The sequence below is a fragment of the Solidesulfovibrio sp. genome (assembly GCF_029978005.1).
Lineage (GTDB): Bacteria > Desulfobacterota > Desulfovibrionia > Desulfovibrionales > Desulfovibrionaceae > Solidesulfovibrio.
Genome location: NZ_JARKOZ010000071.1, coordinates 1 through 15,613, shown reverse-complemented (window position 1 = coordinate 15,613; position 15,613 = coordinate 1). Strand labels below are relative to the sequence as shown.

At 67.9% G+C, this 15,613-nt stretch carries 13 protein-coding genes, 1 tRNA gene and 1 other RNA gene; 9 read left to right on the top strand and 6 right to left on the bottom strand.

The genetic code is table 11. The features are described from left to right. The 3 genes from Q1K70_RS08465 to Q1K70_RS08455 all read left to right on the top strand — a co-directional run. Positions 1 to 493 (top strand): MFS transporter (locus Q1K70_RS08465; protein WP_300157818.1); only part of this gene is annotated, 493 nt, incomplete at its 5' end. A gap of 10 nt (positions 494 to 503) precedes the next feature. Beyond that, the gene (locus Q1K70_RS08460; protein ID WP_300157816.1) at positions 504 to 1,526 is read left to right on the top strand and encodes an aldo/keto reductase; all 1,023 of its coding nucleotides are present in this window, start codon (positions 504 to 506) and stop codon (positions 1,524 to 1,526) included. Between the two features lie 65 nt (positions 1,527 to 1,591). Next, positions 1,592 to 2,191, top strand: a complete 600-nt coding sequence (locus tag Q1K70_RS08455; protein ID WP_300157814.1) for a phosphoribosyltransferase family protein — start codon at positions 1,592 to 1,594, stop codon at positions 2,189 to 2,191. Positions 2,192 to 2,356: 165 nt separating this feature from the next. Here the strand turns inward: Q1K70_RS08455 and ffs are convergent. The 6 genes from ffs to xerD all read right to left on the bottom strand — a co-directional run bounded on the left by ffs (position 2,357) and on the right by xerD (position 8,889). Further along, an RNA gene (gene ffs / locus Q1K70_RS08450) (signal recognition particle sRNA small type) lies at positions 2,357 to 2,452 on the bottom strand. A gap of 5 nt (positions 2,453 to 2,457) precedes the next feature. Then, positions 2,458 to 2,547, bottom strand: a tRNA-Ser gene (locus Q1K70_RS08445). Positions 2,548 to 2,603: 56 nt separating this feature from the next. Next, positions 2,604 to 3,497 carry a phosphoribosylaminoimidazolesuccinocarboxamide synthase gene (locus tag Q1K70_RS08440; protein WP_300157812.1) on the bottom strand — a complete coding sequence of 298 codons (894 nt, stop codon included), beginning with the start codon at positions 3,495 to 3,497 and terminating at the stop codon, positions 2,604 to 2,606. 13 nt (positions 3,498 to 3,510) lie between these two features. Continuing rightward, positions 3,511 to 4,821, bottom strand: a complete 1,311-nt coding sequence (gene hisD, locus Q1K70_RS08435; protein ID WP_300157810.1) for a histidinol dehydrogenase — start codon at positions 4,819 to 4,821, stop codon at positions 3,511 to 3,513. Positions 4,822 to 4,952: 131 nt separating this feature from the next. Further along, on the bottom strand, positions 4,953 to 7,781 hold the full coding sequence (locus Q1K70_RS08430; RefSeq protein ID WP_300157808.1) for a CBS domain-containing protein: 2,829 nt from the start codon (positions 7,779 to 7,781) through the stop codon (positions 4,953 to 4,955). Positions 7,782 to 7,938: 157 nt separating this feature from the next. Next, positions 7,939 to 8,889: a site-specific tyrosine recombinase XerD gene (gene xerD, locus Q1K70_RS08425; protein ID WP_300157807.1), complete on the bottom strand. Its 951-nt coding sequence runs from the start codon at positions 8,887 to 8,889 to the stop codon at positions 7,939 to 7,941. Between the two features lie 162 nt (positions 8,890 to 9,051). On the opposite strand from xerD, the gene Q1K70_RS08420 reads away from it, so the two are divergent. The 6 genes from Q1K70_RS08420 (at position 9,052) to Q1K70_RS08395 (ending at position 15,441) form a co-directional block, all read left to right on the top strand. Then, entirely contained in the window at positions 9,052 to 10,221 is a 1,170-nt protein-coding gene (locus tag Q1K70_RS08420) for an LL-diaminopimelate aminotransferase (protein ID WP_300157806.1), read from the top strand. Positions 10,222 to 10,317: 96 nt separating this feature from the next. After that, complete coding sequence (gene folK, locus Q1K70_RS08415; RefSeq protein ID WP_300157804.1) at positions 10,318 to 10,824, top strand: 2-amino-4-hydroxy-6-hydroxymethyldihydropteridine diphosphokinase; 507 nt, start codon at positions 10,318 to 10,320, stop codon at positions 10,822 to 10,824. Between the two features lie 29 nt (positions 10,825 to 10,853). Then, positions 10,854 to 11,171 carry a transcriptional regulator gene (locus Q1K70_RS08410; RefSeq protein WP_300157802.1) on the top strand — a complete coding sequence of 106 codons (318 nt, stop codon included), beginning with the start codon at positions 10,854 to 10,856 and terminating at the stop codon, positions 11,169 to 11,171. 129 nt (positions 11,172 to 11,300) lie between these two features. Next, positions 11,301 to 13,622, top strand: coding sequence for a glycosyltransferase family 39 protein (locus tag Q1K70_RS08405; RefSeq protein ID WP_300157800.1), 2,322 nt, complete (start codon positions 11,301 to 11,303; stop codon positions 13,620 to 13,622). A gap of 62 nt (positions 13,623 to 13,684) precedes the next feature. Next, a complete protein-coding gene (locus Q1K70_RS08400; protein ID WP_300157798.1) occupies positions 13,685 to 14,620 on the top strand; it encodes a hypothetical protein in 936 nt (311 codons plus the stop codon). After that, entirely contained in the window at positions 14,620 to 15,441 is an 822-nt protein-coding gene (locus Q1K70_RS08395; protein ID WP_300157795.1) for a nitroreductase family protein, read from the top strand. Before Q1K70_RS08400 ends, Q1K70_RS08395 begins: the two co-directional genes overlap by 1 nt. The last annotated feature ends 172 nt before the right edge of the window (positions 15,442 to 15,613 follow it).

Sequence of the window (15,613 nt, the reverse complement as noted above, 5' to 3'; positions counted from 1 at the left end):
GCCGGTGATGGTGGACGCCGTGCTGGGGCACGGGGCCCAGGGCCTGGGCTTCGTCACGGCGGGCACGGGTCTTGGCAGCGTGGCCGCCGCCCTGACCCTGGCCATCCGAAGGGAGAGCCGGGGGCTTTGGCGCGTGCGCGTCCTGGCCGGGGTCGGCTTCGGCGTCGCCCTGGTGGCGTTCGGCCTTTCCCGCAACTTCTGGCTGTCCCTGGCCCTGTCGCCGGTGCTCGGCTTTTGTTTGATCCTTTTCTTCGCCGCCGCCAACACGCTGTTGCAGCTGCGAAGCCCGGACGCCTTGCGCGGCCGGGTCATGGCGCTGTATGCCATCACCCTGGTCGGCATGGCGCCCTTCGGCTCCCTTTTCGCCGGAACCGTGGGCAGCCTCGTCGGCGCGCCGGCGACCATGGTCCTTTCCGGCGTGATCTGCGCCCTGGGCGTGGCGGTCCTGGCCGTCGCCGTTCCCGAGGCCGAAACCGCTTCCCCGGCATCCTGAGGAGGACGTCATGCGTCAAGTTGCGCTTGGAAAAACCGGCATCATGGTCTCCGCCGTGGGCTTCGGCGGCATTCCCATCATCCGCCTGAACTTCGAGGAGGCGGCCGTGGTCCTGCGCCACGCCGTGGACCGGGGCGTCACCTTCTTCGACACGGCCAACCGCTATGCGGACAGCGAGGAGAAGATGGGCCGGGCCTTCACCGGCATCCGCGACAAGGTGGTCATCGCCACCAAGACCGGCCAGCGCGGGGCCAAGGAAGCCATGGAGGAGCTGGAGCTTTCCCTCAAGCGCCTCGGCACGGACCATATCGACCTCTACCAGCCCCACCAGGTGTCCAAGCCCGAGGAGTTCGACGCCCTGCTCGGGCCGGGCGGGGCCATGGAGGCTCTGGAAAAGGCCAAGGTCCAGGGGAAGATCCGCCATGTGGGCATCACCTCCCACAGCCTGGAGATGGCCCGCAAGCTCGTGGCCACAGGGCTTTTCGCCACCATCCAGTTTCCCTACAACATCGTGGAGACCGAATCCGCGGCGCAGCTCTTTCCGGAGGCCAAGGCCGCCGGCATGGGCATCCTGGTCATGAAGCCCTTCGCCGGCGGCATGCTCGACGACGGCGATCTGGCCCTGCGTTTCCTGCGCCGCTCGGACGACCTCATCGCCTTGCCGGGCTGCGACACCGTCGCACAGGTGGATCAGGCCGTGGTCGTCTATTCCGGGGAAAGCGTCTGGACCGAGGCCGACGAGGCCAAGGCCCAGGCCTACCGCGACGAGCTCGGCTCGCGCTTCTGCCGGCGTTGCGAATACTGCCAGCCCTGCCCGCAGGGGGTGAGCATCACCTACGCCATGATGTACCGGGTAGTGGCCAAGCGCATGTCCCCGGCCAAGGCGGTGAAGTTCGCCGGCGCGACCATGGAGACCGTGCGCGACTGCGTGGACTGCGGCGAGTGCGCCGCGCGCTGCCCCTACAACCTGCCCATCCCGGAGATGCTGCGCGAGCACCTGGAGATGTACGACAGCCACAAGGCCGCTCAGTGACCCGCGGCCGGGGAGGCGGGCGCGTCCCGCCTCCCCGGCCGGCGACGGCGACCCGAGGAGGGACCATGGAAACGGCGGAGATGCTTTGCCAGGCCCTGTGGCAGGGGCGGGCCGTGACGGTTTCGCCCGAGCCCGTGACGCTCAAGTCCGGGCGCGTCAGCCACGTCTACGTGTCGCTGCGCCATTTCGTGTGCGCCCCGGAAAACCTGGCTCTTCTCGGCGACGTGTTCGGGGAATGGCTCGGGGAGGGCCGCACGGGCCTCGGCACGGCGGCGAGCCTGCTTTCCCCGGTGCTGGCCGGGGCGTTCGCCGCCCGGTTCGGCCTGCCGCTGACCCTTTTCCGCGCCGACGGCTCGGAAAAGGGCCTGGCCGGGCAGGTGTTCGGCCGGCTTTCCGGCGAGCCGGTGCGCCTCGTCGACGACGTGCTCACCTCCGGCGGCACGGCCCTGGTTGCCGCCCGGGCCTTTACGGAGCAGGGGGCCGGCGCGGTCTCGCTTTTCGTCTTCGTGGACAAGCGCCCGCGCTCGAAAAAGGCGGATTTTCCGCTGCCCGTGGCCGCGCCCCTGACGCTGGGGGAACTCTTGCGCTTCGGCATCGAGACCGGCCGCCTGACGGGCGGACAGGTCGCCCTGGCCGGCACGGAGCTGGATTTTCTGGAAAGCTAGCGGAGTTTCCGGGAAGGCGGCCCGGCCTTGGAATAATTCCCGGAGCGAACCAAGCCTGACGCGCCGGCAGCGGCGGGAAGGGAATCGGCACGTGGCCCCTGTGTCGCGGCGGCGGCCGGGCGGCGGCATTTGCAACCAAAAAAAAAAGCGCGAGTCTCCTCGCGCTTTCAAGGGAAGCCGGACACCCGGCTCCAACCGTTACCGCTGCTTCCTTTCGGACCTGACGGGGTTGGCGGCGGAACCGCCGCCCGACTTCCCTAAATTTGTGGCGGAGAGGGAGGGATTTGAACCCTCGGTACCCGTTAAGGTACATACGATTTCCAATCGTACTCCTTCGGCCGCTCGGACACCTCTCCGCAAGAGCTCGTCTATCTATCCTAAACCCCTTGCTCAGGCAAGGAAAAAATGTCCGTCAGAACAGTTTTTTCCCGGTCAGCACCTCGTAGGCGGCAAGGTACTTTTCGCGGGTCTTGACCACGATTTCCTGGGGCAGATGCGGTGCGGGCGGCTTTTTGTCAAAGCCCACGGACGTCAGCCAGTCGCGCAGGTATTGCTTGTCGAAGCTCGGCTGGGACTTGCCCGGCGCATAGCCCTCGGCCGGCCAGAAGCGCGAGGAATCCGGGGTGAGCACCTCGTCGATGAGGATGAGCTCCTCGCCGAGCAGCCCGAACTCGAACTTGGTGTCGGCGATGATGATGCCGCGCTCTCGGGCATAGTCCCGGGCCTTGGCGTACATGGCGAGGCTGACAGCCTCCACCTTGTCGCACAGCGCCTTGCCGATCATGTCCTTGGCCTTTTCCAACGTGATGTTCTCGTCGTGGGCCCCCAGGTCCGCCTTGGTCGAGGGCGTGAAGAGCGGCTCGGGAAGCCAGTCCGACTCCTTCAGCCCGGCCGGCAGGGCACGGCCGCAGACCTGGCCCGTGGCCTGGTAGTCCTTGAGCCCCGAGCCGGTGATGCAGCCGCGCACGATGCACTCGATGGGCAGCGGCTTGGCCTTCTTGGCCACCACGGCCCGGCCTTCGAGCATGTCCGCCCAGGGCGCGAGCCCGGCCGGGAACTCGGCCGTGCGCGTGGCCAGCAGGTGGTTGGGGATCATGTCCTTGAACATGTCCATCCAAAAGAGCGTGATCTGGTTGAGGATCACGCCCTTTTGCGGGATGGGGTCGGGCATGATGACGTCATAGGCCGAGATGCGGTCCGTGGTGACGATGAGCAGGCTCTCGGGCGAGAGTTCGTAGATGTCGCGGACCTTGCCCCGGGAGCGCAGGGGATAGGCCTTGATGTCGGTTTCGGTCACGGCGTGCATGGGGATTCCTCGTTTAGGCTTTCTTGAGCCGGCATTCCACGCTGCGGGCGTGGGCTTCCAGGTTTTCCAGCCGGGCCAGGCGGGCGATCTTCGCGCCGTGGGCGGACACGTAGCCCGGCGCGGCGGCGATGAGGCTGGTCTTTTTGGTGAAGGTGGCCACGGACAGGGCCGAGGAGAAGCGGGCCGTGCCCATGGTCGGCAGCACGTGGTTGGGGCCGGCGAAATAGTCGCCCACGGGCTCGGGGCAGTGGTGCCCCATGAAGACCGCCCCGGCGTGGCGCACCTTGCCGACCAGCGCCCAGGGATCGGCCACGCACAGCTCGAAGTGCTCCGGGGCGATGGCGTTTATCAGCGCCATGCCGACCTCGAGGTCCGGCACGGCAACCAGGGCCCCGAAACGGCCGAGCGACGTGGCGGCGATCTCGTTTCGCGGCAACTGCGCCAGTTGGCGCTCGAGTTCCCGACACACGGCCTCGAGTTGGGCCGCGTCCGTGGACAGGCAGATGGCCGCGGCCATGGGGTCGTGCTCGGCCTGGGACAGCATGTCCGCGGCCAGCCACTCGGGATTGGCCGAGGCGTCGGCCAGGATGGCGATCTCGCTCGGGCCGGCGATCATATCGATGCCGATGGTCCCGATGAGCAGGCGCTTGGCCGTGGTCACGTAGATGTTGCCCGGGCCGACCACCACGTCCACCGGGGCGATGGCCGCCGTGCCGTAGGCCAGGGCGGCGATGGCCCAGGCGCTGCCCACGCGGTAGACTTCCTCGATGCCGCAGATGGCGGCAGCGGCCAGGATATACGGATTGAGAGAGCCGTCCGCCCGGGGCGGGGACACGGCCACGATGCGGGGGACCCCGGCCACCTGCGCCGGGATGGCGTTCATGAGCAGGCTCGAAATCAGCGGCGTCTCGCCGCCCCGGCCGCCGGGCACGTAGCAGCCGGCCGCGTCCACCGGGGTGACGATCTGGCCGAGCATGGTGCCGTCGGGGGAGGGAACCCACCAGGAGTTCTCCTTCTGGGCGGCGTGGAAGGCGCGGATGTTCCCGGCCGCCTCGGCGATGACGGCCGCGTCGGCCTCGGGGATGGAGGCCAGTCCGGCGGCGATGTCGGCCGGGGCCACGCGCAGGCAGCCGGCGTCGAAGGTCTGGCAGTCGAAGCGGCTGGTGAAGTCCACCAGGGCCTCGTCGCCGCGCTGGCGCACGTCGGCCAGGATGCGCTCGACCTTCTGGGCGGCGTCGCCGGCCGCTTCCTCGCGACTGGCGAGCATGGCGCGGATGGGTCCGAAATCCTCCGGACCGTGGACGGTGAAGCTGGGGCAGGGCATACGGAATATCCTTCGGAAGGGCTGTTGCTGTGATGCGGCGAAAGGCGATGATAGCCTAGCGTCAAGCCGGGCAAATGTCGAGCCGGGCGCGCGGGCGGGCGTTGCCCCGGCCCGCGGGTCCGGTTTCAACGTTAAAGTCCTTCTTGAGGTTTTCCGGGGGCACCTGCCGCCGGACCAGCATCCACGGGACGGTCAGGCTCCGTATCCTCCCGCCCGGCAGCCGGGGGAAAGGGCGGAGAAGCGGGCAGGGCGCAACGCTCGCCGCCGCTATTGCGGGAGAGCAGCGGGGCGATGGATTCCCCGGCCGCCAGGCGGCGCAGCATCTCCAGCTGTTCGGCCCGGCAGGCGGCCTGGCCGTCCACGGCCGCGGCCGTGACCTGCTTGAGGATGGCCGTGTAGCGCGGCCCGGGCTCGATGCCGAGCGCCTTGAGGTCGTTGCCCGTGATCTCCACCCGCTTGCCCCGCAGGGTGGTGAGGAAGAGCGACACGTACTTCTGGAGCGGCTCGCGGGGGTTTCGGGCCATGAGGAAGAGCGCGCCCTCCACGGGCAGGTGCTCGAGCAGGAAGTAGAGTTCGGACAGCGGCCCCTTGTGGTACTCCCAGTTGAAAAGCCCCTGGGCGGTGTCGCGGATTTGCGCCCGCAGGCGCGAAATGTCCTCGGCCGTGCGCTTGGAGAAGTTGAGGCGCTTGCCGATGACGCCGAACTGCTGGGCGTCCATGCCCGAGCACAGCGCCAGGAAGTAGACCAGCCAGGGCTGGGGCGCGGGCTCGATGTAGAGCAGGCGGTACCAGTTGATGACGTTTTCCACCTCCATGAGCACCGCCTCCCGGGCCGGGGTCAGGGCGAGCAGGGGGTGGATGGCGGGGAGCAGCTTGTATTCCTGCATGCGCCGCAGGCAGGCCAGCGGCGTTTTTTCCTCCAGGATCAAACGCAGTTCGTGAAAGACGCGGCTGCCCGAGAGCTTGTGGAAGAAGTTGTGGCGCACGGCGTTTTTGATCAGCCGGTCGGTCTGGCCGCCGATGCGGAAGCCGAAGCGTTCGCTGAACCGGATGGCGCGCACGATGCGGGTGGGGTCCTCGACGAAGCTTAAGGAATGGAGCACCCGCAAGACCCGGTCCTTGATGTCGCGCTGGGCCCCGAAGAAGTCCACCAGGTCGCCGAAGCGCTCGGGCGAGAGGTGCACGGCCAGGGCGTTGACCGTGAAGTCCCGGCGGTAGAGGTCCATCTTGATGGAGGAGAGTTCCACGGTCGGCAGGGCGGCCGGGTATTCGTAGTATTCGAGTCGGGCCGTGGCCACGTCCACGCGCTGGTCGCCCGGCAGCACCACCACGGCGGTCTTGAACTTGGGGTGTGCCTTGTAGCGGCCGCCGAGCTCCCGGGCGAGGGCAGCGGCGAAGGCGATGCCGTCGCCCTCCACCACCAGGTCCACGTCGAAGTTGGGATGCTTGAGGAGCACGTCGCGCACGAAGCCTCCGACCACGTACACGCCGTAGCCGAGCGTGTGGCCCAGGGTTCCGGCTTTCCTTAAAAGTTCAAGCAACGCTTGAGGGAGCCGTTCACGCAGCAGGCCCCCGATGTTGCGGTCGCGCTTGCGCTCGGGCAGGAGCGACTCGGGAATCCGGGCCGGCTCCTTGACCAGGGTGTTGACCAGGTCCGTGCGCGTGACAACGCCCGTGAGCCGGCCGTTTTCCACCACCGGCACGAGCCGTTGCCGCCGGCCCAGGATGATCTCCATGACCGGGTAGAGGTCGGTTTCCGGCGTGACCACGGCCGGGTCGCGGATCATGTATTCGGACACCGGCACGTCGCCCAGGCCGTGGTTGATGGCCTTGTCCATGATGTCGTGTTCGATGACGCCCACGCAGCGGCGGTTGCCCTTGCCCACGACCACGGGCAGGGCTTTGAGGCCGTAGCGGGTCATGATCTCCTCGGCCCGGCGCATGGTGGAGGTCTCCTCGATGGACACGGCCGGCTTGCTCATGAGCTGGCGCACGAGGATCTGCGGGTTGACCTGGGAATAGAGCAGCCCGAAGAGCTCCTCGCGCACTTGGGTGAGCGTGCGGTTCTTGATGGAGGCCGAAGCGGCGTAGGGGTGGCCGCCGCCGCCGAGGGAGGCGCAGATCCTGCCTACGTCCACGTCAGGGCTGCGTGAGCGCGCCACCAGGTGCACCCGGTCGTTCATCAGGCCGATGGCGAAGAGCACGCGCAGGTTTTCCATATCCAGAAACTTGTGCACGAGCAGGGCGAAGTCGCCGATGTACTGGTCGCTGGTGGCCTCGGCGATGACCACCTCCACGCCGTTGATGTCGTGGGTCTGGGCCGACTCGATGAGCTGGCTCATGATGGTGATCTGCTCCGAGGAGAGCTCGCGCGTCATGAGGTCGGCGATGACGCCCACGTCCATGCCCCGCGAGCGCAGCCAGGCGGCGGCGGCCAGGTCGTGCTCGGTGGTGGAGGCGAAGGTGAAGGAACCCGTGTCCTCGTAGATGCCGAGCCCCAGGATGGTGGCCTCGTCCGTGGTCAGGGGCAGGTCCTCGGCCATGATGCGTTCCATGAGGATGGCCGTGGTCGAGCCCCAGGGCTTCACCACGCTGGTGGCCGCCGGCACGTCCTCGTCCGTGTCCGGGTGGTGGTCGTAGCAGTGGATGACGAGGTTCTCGTTGGCGAAGACCGGCTCGATGTGGGGCACGCGGGAGCGCTGGCGGGTGTCCACCAGGATCAGGGTATGCACGCTCTCCGGGTCGATGTCCTTGAAGTTCTTGAAGTTGAACAGATACGTCGCGCTTTGAATGAAGAAATGGCGCAGGTTTTTCTCCTGGCTGCCCGGGAAGATGAGGGTCGCGCCGGGATAGAGCTTGCCGGCGGCGATGATGGCGGCCAGGCAGTCGAAGTCGGCGTTGGCGTGTCCGGTGATGATGACCGGGGCTTGTTGCAGCGGCGGTTTCGGAGGAAAACTCATAAGTAAAGTTCTTCTTGAAGTTTTTGGAGAATTCGCTTTAACCAAATAGAGTTACGCTTGCACATACGTCTCCCCCTTCGGGAGGTCCAGGAGGGGCCGTCGCCCCTCCTGGCCGCCGGAGGCGCTTTCCATCCCCATCCCCATCCCCATCTTCACCTTACCCCTTTTCGTCCTCATCCGCCGGTTTGGACGGCCCGGACCGGGGGTGATGGGCGCGGTGCACGGCCAGGAGGCGGGCCGCCTGGACATGGGTGTAGATTTCCGTGGCGCTGATGTCGGCATGGCCGAGCAGGGTCTGCACGGTGCGCAGGTCGGCCCCGCCTTCGAGCAGGTGCGTGGCGAAGGAGTGGCGCAGGCTGTGGGGCGAGATGGTGTCCGGGATGCCGGCGGCCAGGGCATGGCGCTTGATGCCCTTCCACACGGCCTGCCGGGTGAGGCCCTTGCCGGAGCGGTTGAGGAAGACGAACTGCTCGCGCGGGTGAAAGGCCCCGCGGACGGTCTGGAGATACGTGGCGAGAAACTCCCGGGCCAGGGCGTGGATGGGGGTCAGGCGCTCCTTGGCCCCCTTGCCGAAGACGCGCAGGAGCCCGGCCTGGGCGTCGTAGTCCCCCAGGCGCAGGCCCACCAGTTCCGAGACGCGAAGCCCGGCGGCGTAAAGCAGCTCCAGCATGGTCCGGTCGCGAAACCCCAGCGGCGTGTCCGTGTCCGGCGCGTCCAGGAGCTTTTCGACCTGCTCCCTGGAGAGCACGTCCGGGAGCAGGCGCGGCAGCTTGGGGTTTTCGATCAGCGCCGCCGGGGATTCGGGCAGCCAGGACTCGTCCGCGGCAAAGGCGAAAAAGCCGCGCAGGGCCGAGAGGTGGCGGGCCAGGGAGCGGCTGGCCAGGCCCCGGGAGCGCAGGTGCACCAGGTAGAGGAAGAGCGTGTCGTCGGTGACGCCTTCCAGGCGCGCGTCGTGGCTGTTTAAGAAAATCAAAAAACTTGTGATGTCGGTAGAATAGGCGGCAATGGAATGCTCGGAGAGCCCCTTGGCCACGATCAGGTGTTCCAGGTAGCGTTCCACCCAGGGGTGGGTCGGGGCAGGGGAGAAAGGCGTTTGTTCCGTGCTCATGGTGCGCGCGGCCGCCACACTGACACGATTCGCCCCGGGCTTCAACGCCGGCTTTTCCCCGACCCGGGTCGCGGCGCGCGTCTTGACAGGGGCATTTGCTCGTCATTAGTGTCGTGCGCCCAAAGCCCGCAAGGGCGAGACACGCCAAAGGAGCCTCCATCCATGACCGATTTTCCCATGGCCGATCGCCTGGCCGCGCTGCCTCCATATCTTTTCGCCGAAATCGACCGCGTCAAGGCCCAGGTCCGGGCCCGCGGCGTGGACATCATTTCGCTCGGCATCGGCGACCCCGACATGCCCACTCCGGACTTCATCGTCGAGGCCCTGTGCGAGGCGGCGAAAAAGCCGGCCAACCACCAGTACCCGGACTACGTGGGGCTGCTGGCCTTCCGCGCCGCCGTGGCCGACTGGTACAAGGCCCGCTTCGGCGTCTCCCTCGCCCCCCAGTCCGAAGTGGTCAGCCTCATCGGCTCCAAGGAAGGCATCGCCCATTTCCCCCTGGCCTACGTCAACCCCGGCGACCTCGTGCTGGTGTGCCCGCCCAACTACCCGGTCTATCCCGTGGCCACGGGCTTTTGCGGCGGCGAGGTCAAAAACCTGCCGCTGCTCGAACAGAACGACTTCCTGCCCGACCTCGACGCCGTGACCGACGCCGAATGGGCTCGGGCCAAGATGATCTTCGTCAACTACCCCAACAACCCCACCTCGGCCACGGCCCCGCGCTCCTTCTACGAAAAGCTGGTGGCCAAGGCCCGGGAAACGGACACCATCGTCGTCTCGGACGCCGCCTACACCGAGATGTACTACGACCCGGCCGACAAGCCCCTTTCCATCCTGGAGATCGACGGCGCGCGCGACGTGGCCATCGAGTTCCACTCCCTGTCCAAGACCTACAACATGACGGGCTGGCGCATCGGCATGGCCGTGGGCAACGCCGGTCTGGTCAAGGGCCTGGGCAAGATCAAGGAGAACGTGGATTCGGGCATCTTCCAGGCCGTGCAGGAGGCGGGCATCGCCGCCCTGCAGCAGGGCGAGCCCTACGCCGAGAAGTTCCGGGCCGTGTACAAGGAGCGCCGCGACGTGGCCGTGGCCGCCCTGTCCAAGATGGGCATCAGTTGCCGCACGCCCAAGGCCTCCTTCTACCTCTGGTGCAAGGTGCCGGCCGGCCAGACCTCGGCCGCCTTCGTCACCCGCGTGCTCCAGGAGACGGGCGTGGTGGTCACGCCGGGCAACGGCTTCGGCGCGCCCGGGGAAGGCTATTTCCGCATCGCCATGACGGTGCCCGTGGCCCGCATGGAGGAGGCGCTGTCTCGCATCGCCAGCAAGGTCTAGCACCTTAAAAAATACGATAGTATTTTTTAAGAAAAAGAGAATTCGTCAGGCAAGTTGTCTGTGAAATATGCGGGCACGCATTTTGCGGACGCGACATTGGTAACGGCCTACCTGGGACTCGGGTCCAACCTCGGGGACAGGCAGGCCACGCTTCGCGCCGCCCGCGAGCGCCTCGGCGCGCTCGCGGGGGCGCGGCTCGTCGCCGCAAGCCCCGTCTACGAGACCCCACCCTGGGGCGACGCCGACCAGCCGCGTTACCTGAACCAGGTCGTGGCCCTGGAACTGGGGCCGGACTGGTCGCCCGGACGGCTGCTCGCCACACTTTGGGAAATCGAGGCGGCGCTTGGCCGGGTGCGCACGGACAGGCGCTACGGACCGCGCACCCTCGACCTCGACATCCTGCTCTACGGGGACCGGCGCATCGACGAACCGGACTTGACCGTGCCCCATCCCCGGCTGCGCGAGCGCGCCTTCGTCCTGGTTCCCCTGGCCGACATCGCGCCCCATGCCGTCATCCCGGACGGGCAGGGCGGAACCGTGGCCGAGGCCCTTTCGAAAATCCCTTTCAAAATCTCCGGAAATAGCCTAGAAACCGGCGACTGACAGCCCCCGCAAGGGAGAGGGAAGCAATTATGTACCGTTGGCTCATACTGATCGTGGCGGCCTTCATTTTATACAAGCTTTTCATGGGCGACCGGGGCCGCAAGAAGGACAAGGAAGCCGAAACGAAAAGGCGCATGGCCGCCACCGGCGAGATGGTCAAGGACCCCGTGTGCGGCACCTACGTGCCGGCCGACGCCGACATCCGCGCCCGCGACGGCGACAAGGTCTACGCTTTTTGCAGCTACGAATGCCGCGACGCCTTCGTCAAGCGCCTGGAAGCCACCCGCACCCAGCAGTCCGTGGAGCACGCCAAGGAAGGGGAGCACGCCGGGAGCGATCGGATCTAGTCCGGGCCGCCCGCATCGAGCCGCCGGCCCTGGCCGGGCGGCGGCGTTTGTTTCGCGACCGTCGCTTTTTTCGATCACCCGTCAGGCAAGGCCGGCTCCGGGCGCGCCCCGGGACCATTTGTAACGCGCATGCCCCAGCCGACCACACCATCCCCGGCCTCGCCCCCGACCGCCGCGCCCTGGCCCTGGCGTGTGACGCTGTGGGCGATCCTCGGCCTCGCCGCCTGGACGCGCCTGTACCACCTGGGCGTGCCGTCCATGTGGTGGGACGAGATCCTCGTGCCGCTGACGGCCCGGTTTCCGGTCGCCTACATCCTCGACTTCGTCCGCCACTGCGAGATGCATCCGCCGCTCTACCACCTCTTTATCAAGCTGGTGGAAGCGGCCGGCACGTCGGATTTCGCCCTGCGCCTGCCCTCGGCCCTGTGCGGGCTGGCCGCGATCTACGCCTGCTGGCGGCTTTTTTCCGACCTCTACGACCGGCCCACGGGCCTGGTCGCGGCCGGATTCCTGGCCGGCAGCGCCATGCAGGTCTGGCACGTGCGCCAGGTGCGGCCCTACGCCATCCTGACGCTCCTCTTCATCTTCTCCCTGTACTTCCTGCTGCGCTTTTTGCGCCGGCCCCAGTGGGACGACCTGTGGCGGCTCGCCGCCGTCAACGCCGTGCTTTTCCTCCTGCACTACTTCACCTTTCAGATCGCCTTCGCCGAGGGCGTGGTGCTCCTCCTGTCCTGGCGGCCGGGCGGGCGGGGCACGACCACCGGGCAGCTGGCCGCCTTCGCCGGGGCCACCCTGGCCGTGGCCGCGCCGGTCTTTTTCTTTTTCTTCCTGCCGAGCCAAACCACGCTGTCGATTTTTTCCGACAAGGCCGGCTTCGCCGCCATCGGCCGGCTCATCGCCGAATACGCGGCCATGGTGCTGTGGAGCCACGACGACGCGGCCATGCGCCTGGCCATGGGCGCGCTGGTCCTGGCCGGGGCCGTGGCCATGGCCAGGCGCGTCCCCCGGGAACTGGCCGCCTGCCTGCTGCTGGTCGTCGTGCCGGCGGCCGTGCTCTTCTGCATGCGAAAGACCGCCTACTTCTCGCCGCGCCATTTCCTGTACATGACCGTGCCGGCGGCGCTCTTCGCCGGTCAGGCCGCCCGGCTCCTGCCCAGGCAGTGGCTGGCCTTGCCCTTGGCCCTGGCCCTGGCCGCCCTGGGGACGGCAGGCGTCGTTTTCGGCCATCCCGAGGCCTACTACGAGGCCACGAGCTACCGCCACCCGGTCTTCGTCACGGACTTCAAGCCCATGGCCCGGGAGCTGGCCTGGCGGCTGCGGCCCGGCCAGGTGGTGGCCTCCTCGGACCCGGGCACGGTCAACGCCGTGTCCTGGTACCTGGACCGGTTCACCTCGGAAAATCCCTTCAAGGTCCAGCACCTGGGCGCATCCTCGGGCGACTTCGCGCTCACCTTCTTTGCGCCCTACAACACCTGGGGGCACCTGGGGAAAACCGAGGCCGAGTTCGTCGCCGCCGTGGGGCCCATCGACAAGGTCGAGCAGGTGCTCAATGCCAGGCTGTACGAACTGCCCATCCGCCGCGAGCCCGCGCCTGTCGTCGACGCCGTGCCGTTTCATCTGCGTCGCCGGGCGGCCTTTCCCGATTTCTACCGCCAGGCAGCGTCGTTTGCCCGGATGACCGTCAACCCCTACTGGGGCGGCGAGGCCCTGGCCACGGAGAACGACCGGCCGGCCAGCCTCGAATACCGCCTGGAAAACGCCGCCGGCGACGCGCCCCAACTTCTCCAGTGGGTCATCGAATACAAGAACGAGGGAAAGGGCAGCACCATGGCCTTTTCCGCAGTCTTCGACGACGAGGAGCCGGCGCCGCTTTTCACCTCCACCGGCCCGGACCCGGCCGGCAGCCGGACGGTGAACATCGTGCGCGACCGGCCGTACAGGCGGCTGGCCCTGCGCCTGACGACCGTATGCGCCCCCTATACGGCCCGCTACCCGGGCGGCAACCTCGAAACCGCCGCCTTCCGGGGCTTCGACCTCGAGATCGCGCCCGTGGGCCTTTTCGACTCCCCGGGGCTGGCCGTGCGCGAGGAGGGACTGGGCAAGATCGAGCACAACGAGGCCAACCTCTGGCGCTGGGGTCTTGGCCCCAAAAGCGAGTTGCGCTTCGAGCTGCCCCGGGACGGCCGCTACATCCTCGAGTGCGACTTCGCCAACGTCATCCCCGGCCAGAGCCTGGCCGTCGCCGCCAATGGCGAGGTCCTCGCCGTCGTGAGCGACATGGCCGCCGACGCCGTCAAAAGCCTGCGCCTGCCCATTAACGGTCGCAAGGGAACGAACGCCGTGGCCATCGCCTACGGCGACTGGAACCAGGGCAAGACGTCTTTCGCGCCCACGGACCTGCGGCCCATGGCGCTTTTTTTCCGCAAACTGCGGCTTGTGCCGGCTCCCTGACGGGCTTGCCCGGCAGGACAGCTTGGGCTACGGCGTTACGCGAAAAGGAAGCAGGACAAGGCATGGCGCACAAGACCCGCATCGTGGACGTGGCGATCAACGTCTTCGGCAAACCGGCGCAAACGGCCCTGACGCTGCTGTCCCTGCTGGCCGAGAGCGGCCGGTTCATCGACAAGATCTACTTCATCGAAGAGCCGGACATGGTCAATTCGCTCTTCGCCCACGCCGACCTCCTGGCCCTGCTGGGCGACCGGCTCGTCCATTTCCGGCCACGCCACATGAACTGGCGCTATCCCGTGAACGCCGCGCGCCTGGGCGACGAGGCCTACCGCCACAGCCTGCGCTACCAGTACGCCTTCGAGCGCACGGACAAGAACTACCTGCTCCTCGTGCACAACGACTGCGAATTCATCGGCGACGCCGTGGGCCTGCTGCTCGGCAGCCTCGGCGACCACGCCGGCGTGGGCGAAGTGGGGCAGTGCTGGCTGTGCCCGGCCAAATACCTCGGCCATTGCGGTCCCGGGCGCTACCGGGACTATCGGCCCGATTTCCAGACCCTGCGCGGGCTCTACGAGACCCTGGACCCGGCCATCTACCGGCGGCGCTACACCGAGGAGCCGACCCGGGAGCTCGTCGAGCATCCCTGGCCCCTGCCGGAATGCCGGCTCAACGAATACTGCTGCCTGCTCAACATGGCCAAGGTCCGTCCGGCCACCTGCCCCCAAGGCCCGGCCCGGCCCTTCGGGGCCTACGTGGACATGGGCAACCCCGAGACCGGACAGGGGGTCCTCGACATCGGCGTGGCCTGGTTCGGGGACATGGTCCGCCAGGGGCACACCTTCGGCCACGTGCCGCTGGCCTCCTGCCTGCGCCACGTGGTCGGGGGGCACAAGGCCCTGTTCGCCCCGGAACTCTACGTCGAACGGGAGGAGCAGGCGCTCTCCGTCATCAACGCCCGCTTCGGCGGCCTGCCGTCAGCCAACAAGGAAGGGAAGTGATGCCGCTTTTCACCATAAGCGAGGCCTGCACCGGTTGCGGCCTGTGCGCGGCCGCCTGTCCGGCCAGCCTCGTGCGCCAGGCGAGGGAAGGGGACCGGCCCGAACCGCTCGCCGGCCGCGAGGCCCACTGCATCCGTTGCGGCCACTGCGTGGTGGCCTGCCCGACCGGGGCCTTCGTCAATGAGTTGCTCCCGGCCGGGGATTTCGAGCCCATCGACCGCAAGCGGCTGCCGGATTTCGCCGGCCTGCGCCACCTGCTCATGAGCCGGCGCTCCTGCCGCAACTACGACCCCGCGCCCCTGGCCCGCGAGGAAATCCTCAAGCTCATTGAGGCCGTGCGCCACGCCCCCACCGGCCACAACGCCCGGGATGTCGGCTACGTGGTCGTGGATGGCCCGGCGCGCATGGACGTGGCCCGTCGCGGCGTACTCGACTGGATCGGGCTGGAGGTCGCGGCCAAAAGCGACCGGGCCGGGGACCTGCACCTGGCCGGCGCGGCCCGGGCGGCGGCCAAGGGCAAGGACGTCATCTTTCGCGGCGCGCCCCATGTGGTCGTGGCCCACGCCCCGGACGCCGGCATTACCCCGGCCCTGGACGCGGCCATCGCCGGGGCGTGGCTGGAGATCGCGGCCGCGGCCGCCGGCTACGGGGCCTGCTGGTGCGGCTACCTCATCTTCGCCCTGGACGCCCATCCGCCCCTGGGGCGCATGCTCGGCATCCCGGAAGGGCGCAAGGGCCACGCCGCCTTGCTGCTCGGCCGCCGCGCGGCCCGGCCCCTGGCCATTCCGCCCCGGGACATGCCGCCTGTGAAGTTCTTTTGAGGGGGGAAGGAAGGAGAGAATGCAATGCCTCCGGCGGCCGGGGGGCATGATGCCCCCCGGACCCCCTCGAGGGGGCGGGTGGGGGAGATGCGGGAACGTCGGGCGGCGAAGCGTCGGTCGGTGTGGTCAGGGAATTGGCCCGGACCCGCAGGCCGCAAAGCCGGCCAGCACG

Excerpts from the sequence above, each read along its gene's own strand:
- Q1K70_RS08400 (WP_300157798.1), top strand. The coding sequence starts at position 13,685 with ATGGCGCACAAGACCCGCATCGTGGACGTGGCGATCAACGTCTTCGGC.
- Q1K70_RS08455 (WP_300157814.1), top strand. The coding sequence starts at position 1,592 with ATGGAAACGGCGGAGATGCTTTGCCAGGCCCTGTGGCAGGGGCGGGCC.
- Q1K70_RS08440 (WP_300157812.1), bottom strand. The coding sequence starts at position 3,497 with ATGCACGCCGTGACCGAAACCGACATCAAGGCCTATCCCCTGCGCTCC.
- xerD (WP_300157807.1), bottom strand. The coding sequence starts at position 8,889 with ATGAGCACGGAACAAACGCCTTTCTCCCCTGCCCCGACCCACCCCTGG.
- Q1K70_RS08430 (WP_300157808.1), bottom strand. The coding sequence starts at position 7,781 with ATGAGTTTTCCTCCGAAACCGCCGCTGCAACAAGCCCCGGTCATCATC.
- Q1K70_RS08405 (WP_300157800.1), top strand. The coding sequence starts at position 11,301 with ATGCCCCAGCCGACCACACCATCCCCGGCCTCGCCCCCGACCGCCGCG.
- Q1K70_RS08395 (WP_300157795.1), top strand. The coding sequence starts at position 14,620 with ATGCCGCTTTTCACCATAAGCGAGGCCTGCACCGGTTGCGGCCTGTGC.
- Q1K70_RS08420 (WP_300157806.1), top strand. The coding sequence starts at position 9,052 with ATGACCGATTTTCCCATGGCCGATCGCCTGGCCGCGCTGCCTCCATAT.
- Q1K70_RS08410 (WP_300157802.1), top strand. The coding sequence starts at position 10,854 with ATGTACCGTTGGCTCATACTGATCGTGGCGGCCTTCATTTTATACAAG.
- Q1K70_RS08460 (WP_300157816.1), top strand. The coding sequence starts at position 504 with ATGCGTCAAGTTGCGCTTGGAAAAACCGGCATCATGGTCTCCGCCGTG.
- hisD (WP_300157810.1), bottom strand. The coding sequence starts at position 4,821 with ATGCCCTGCCCCAGCTTCACCGTCCACGGTCCGGAGGATTTCGGACCC.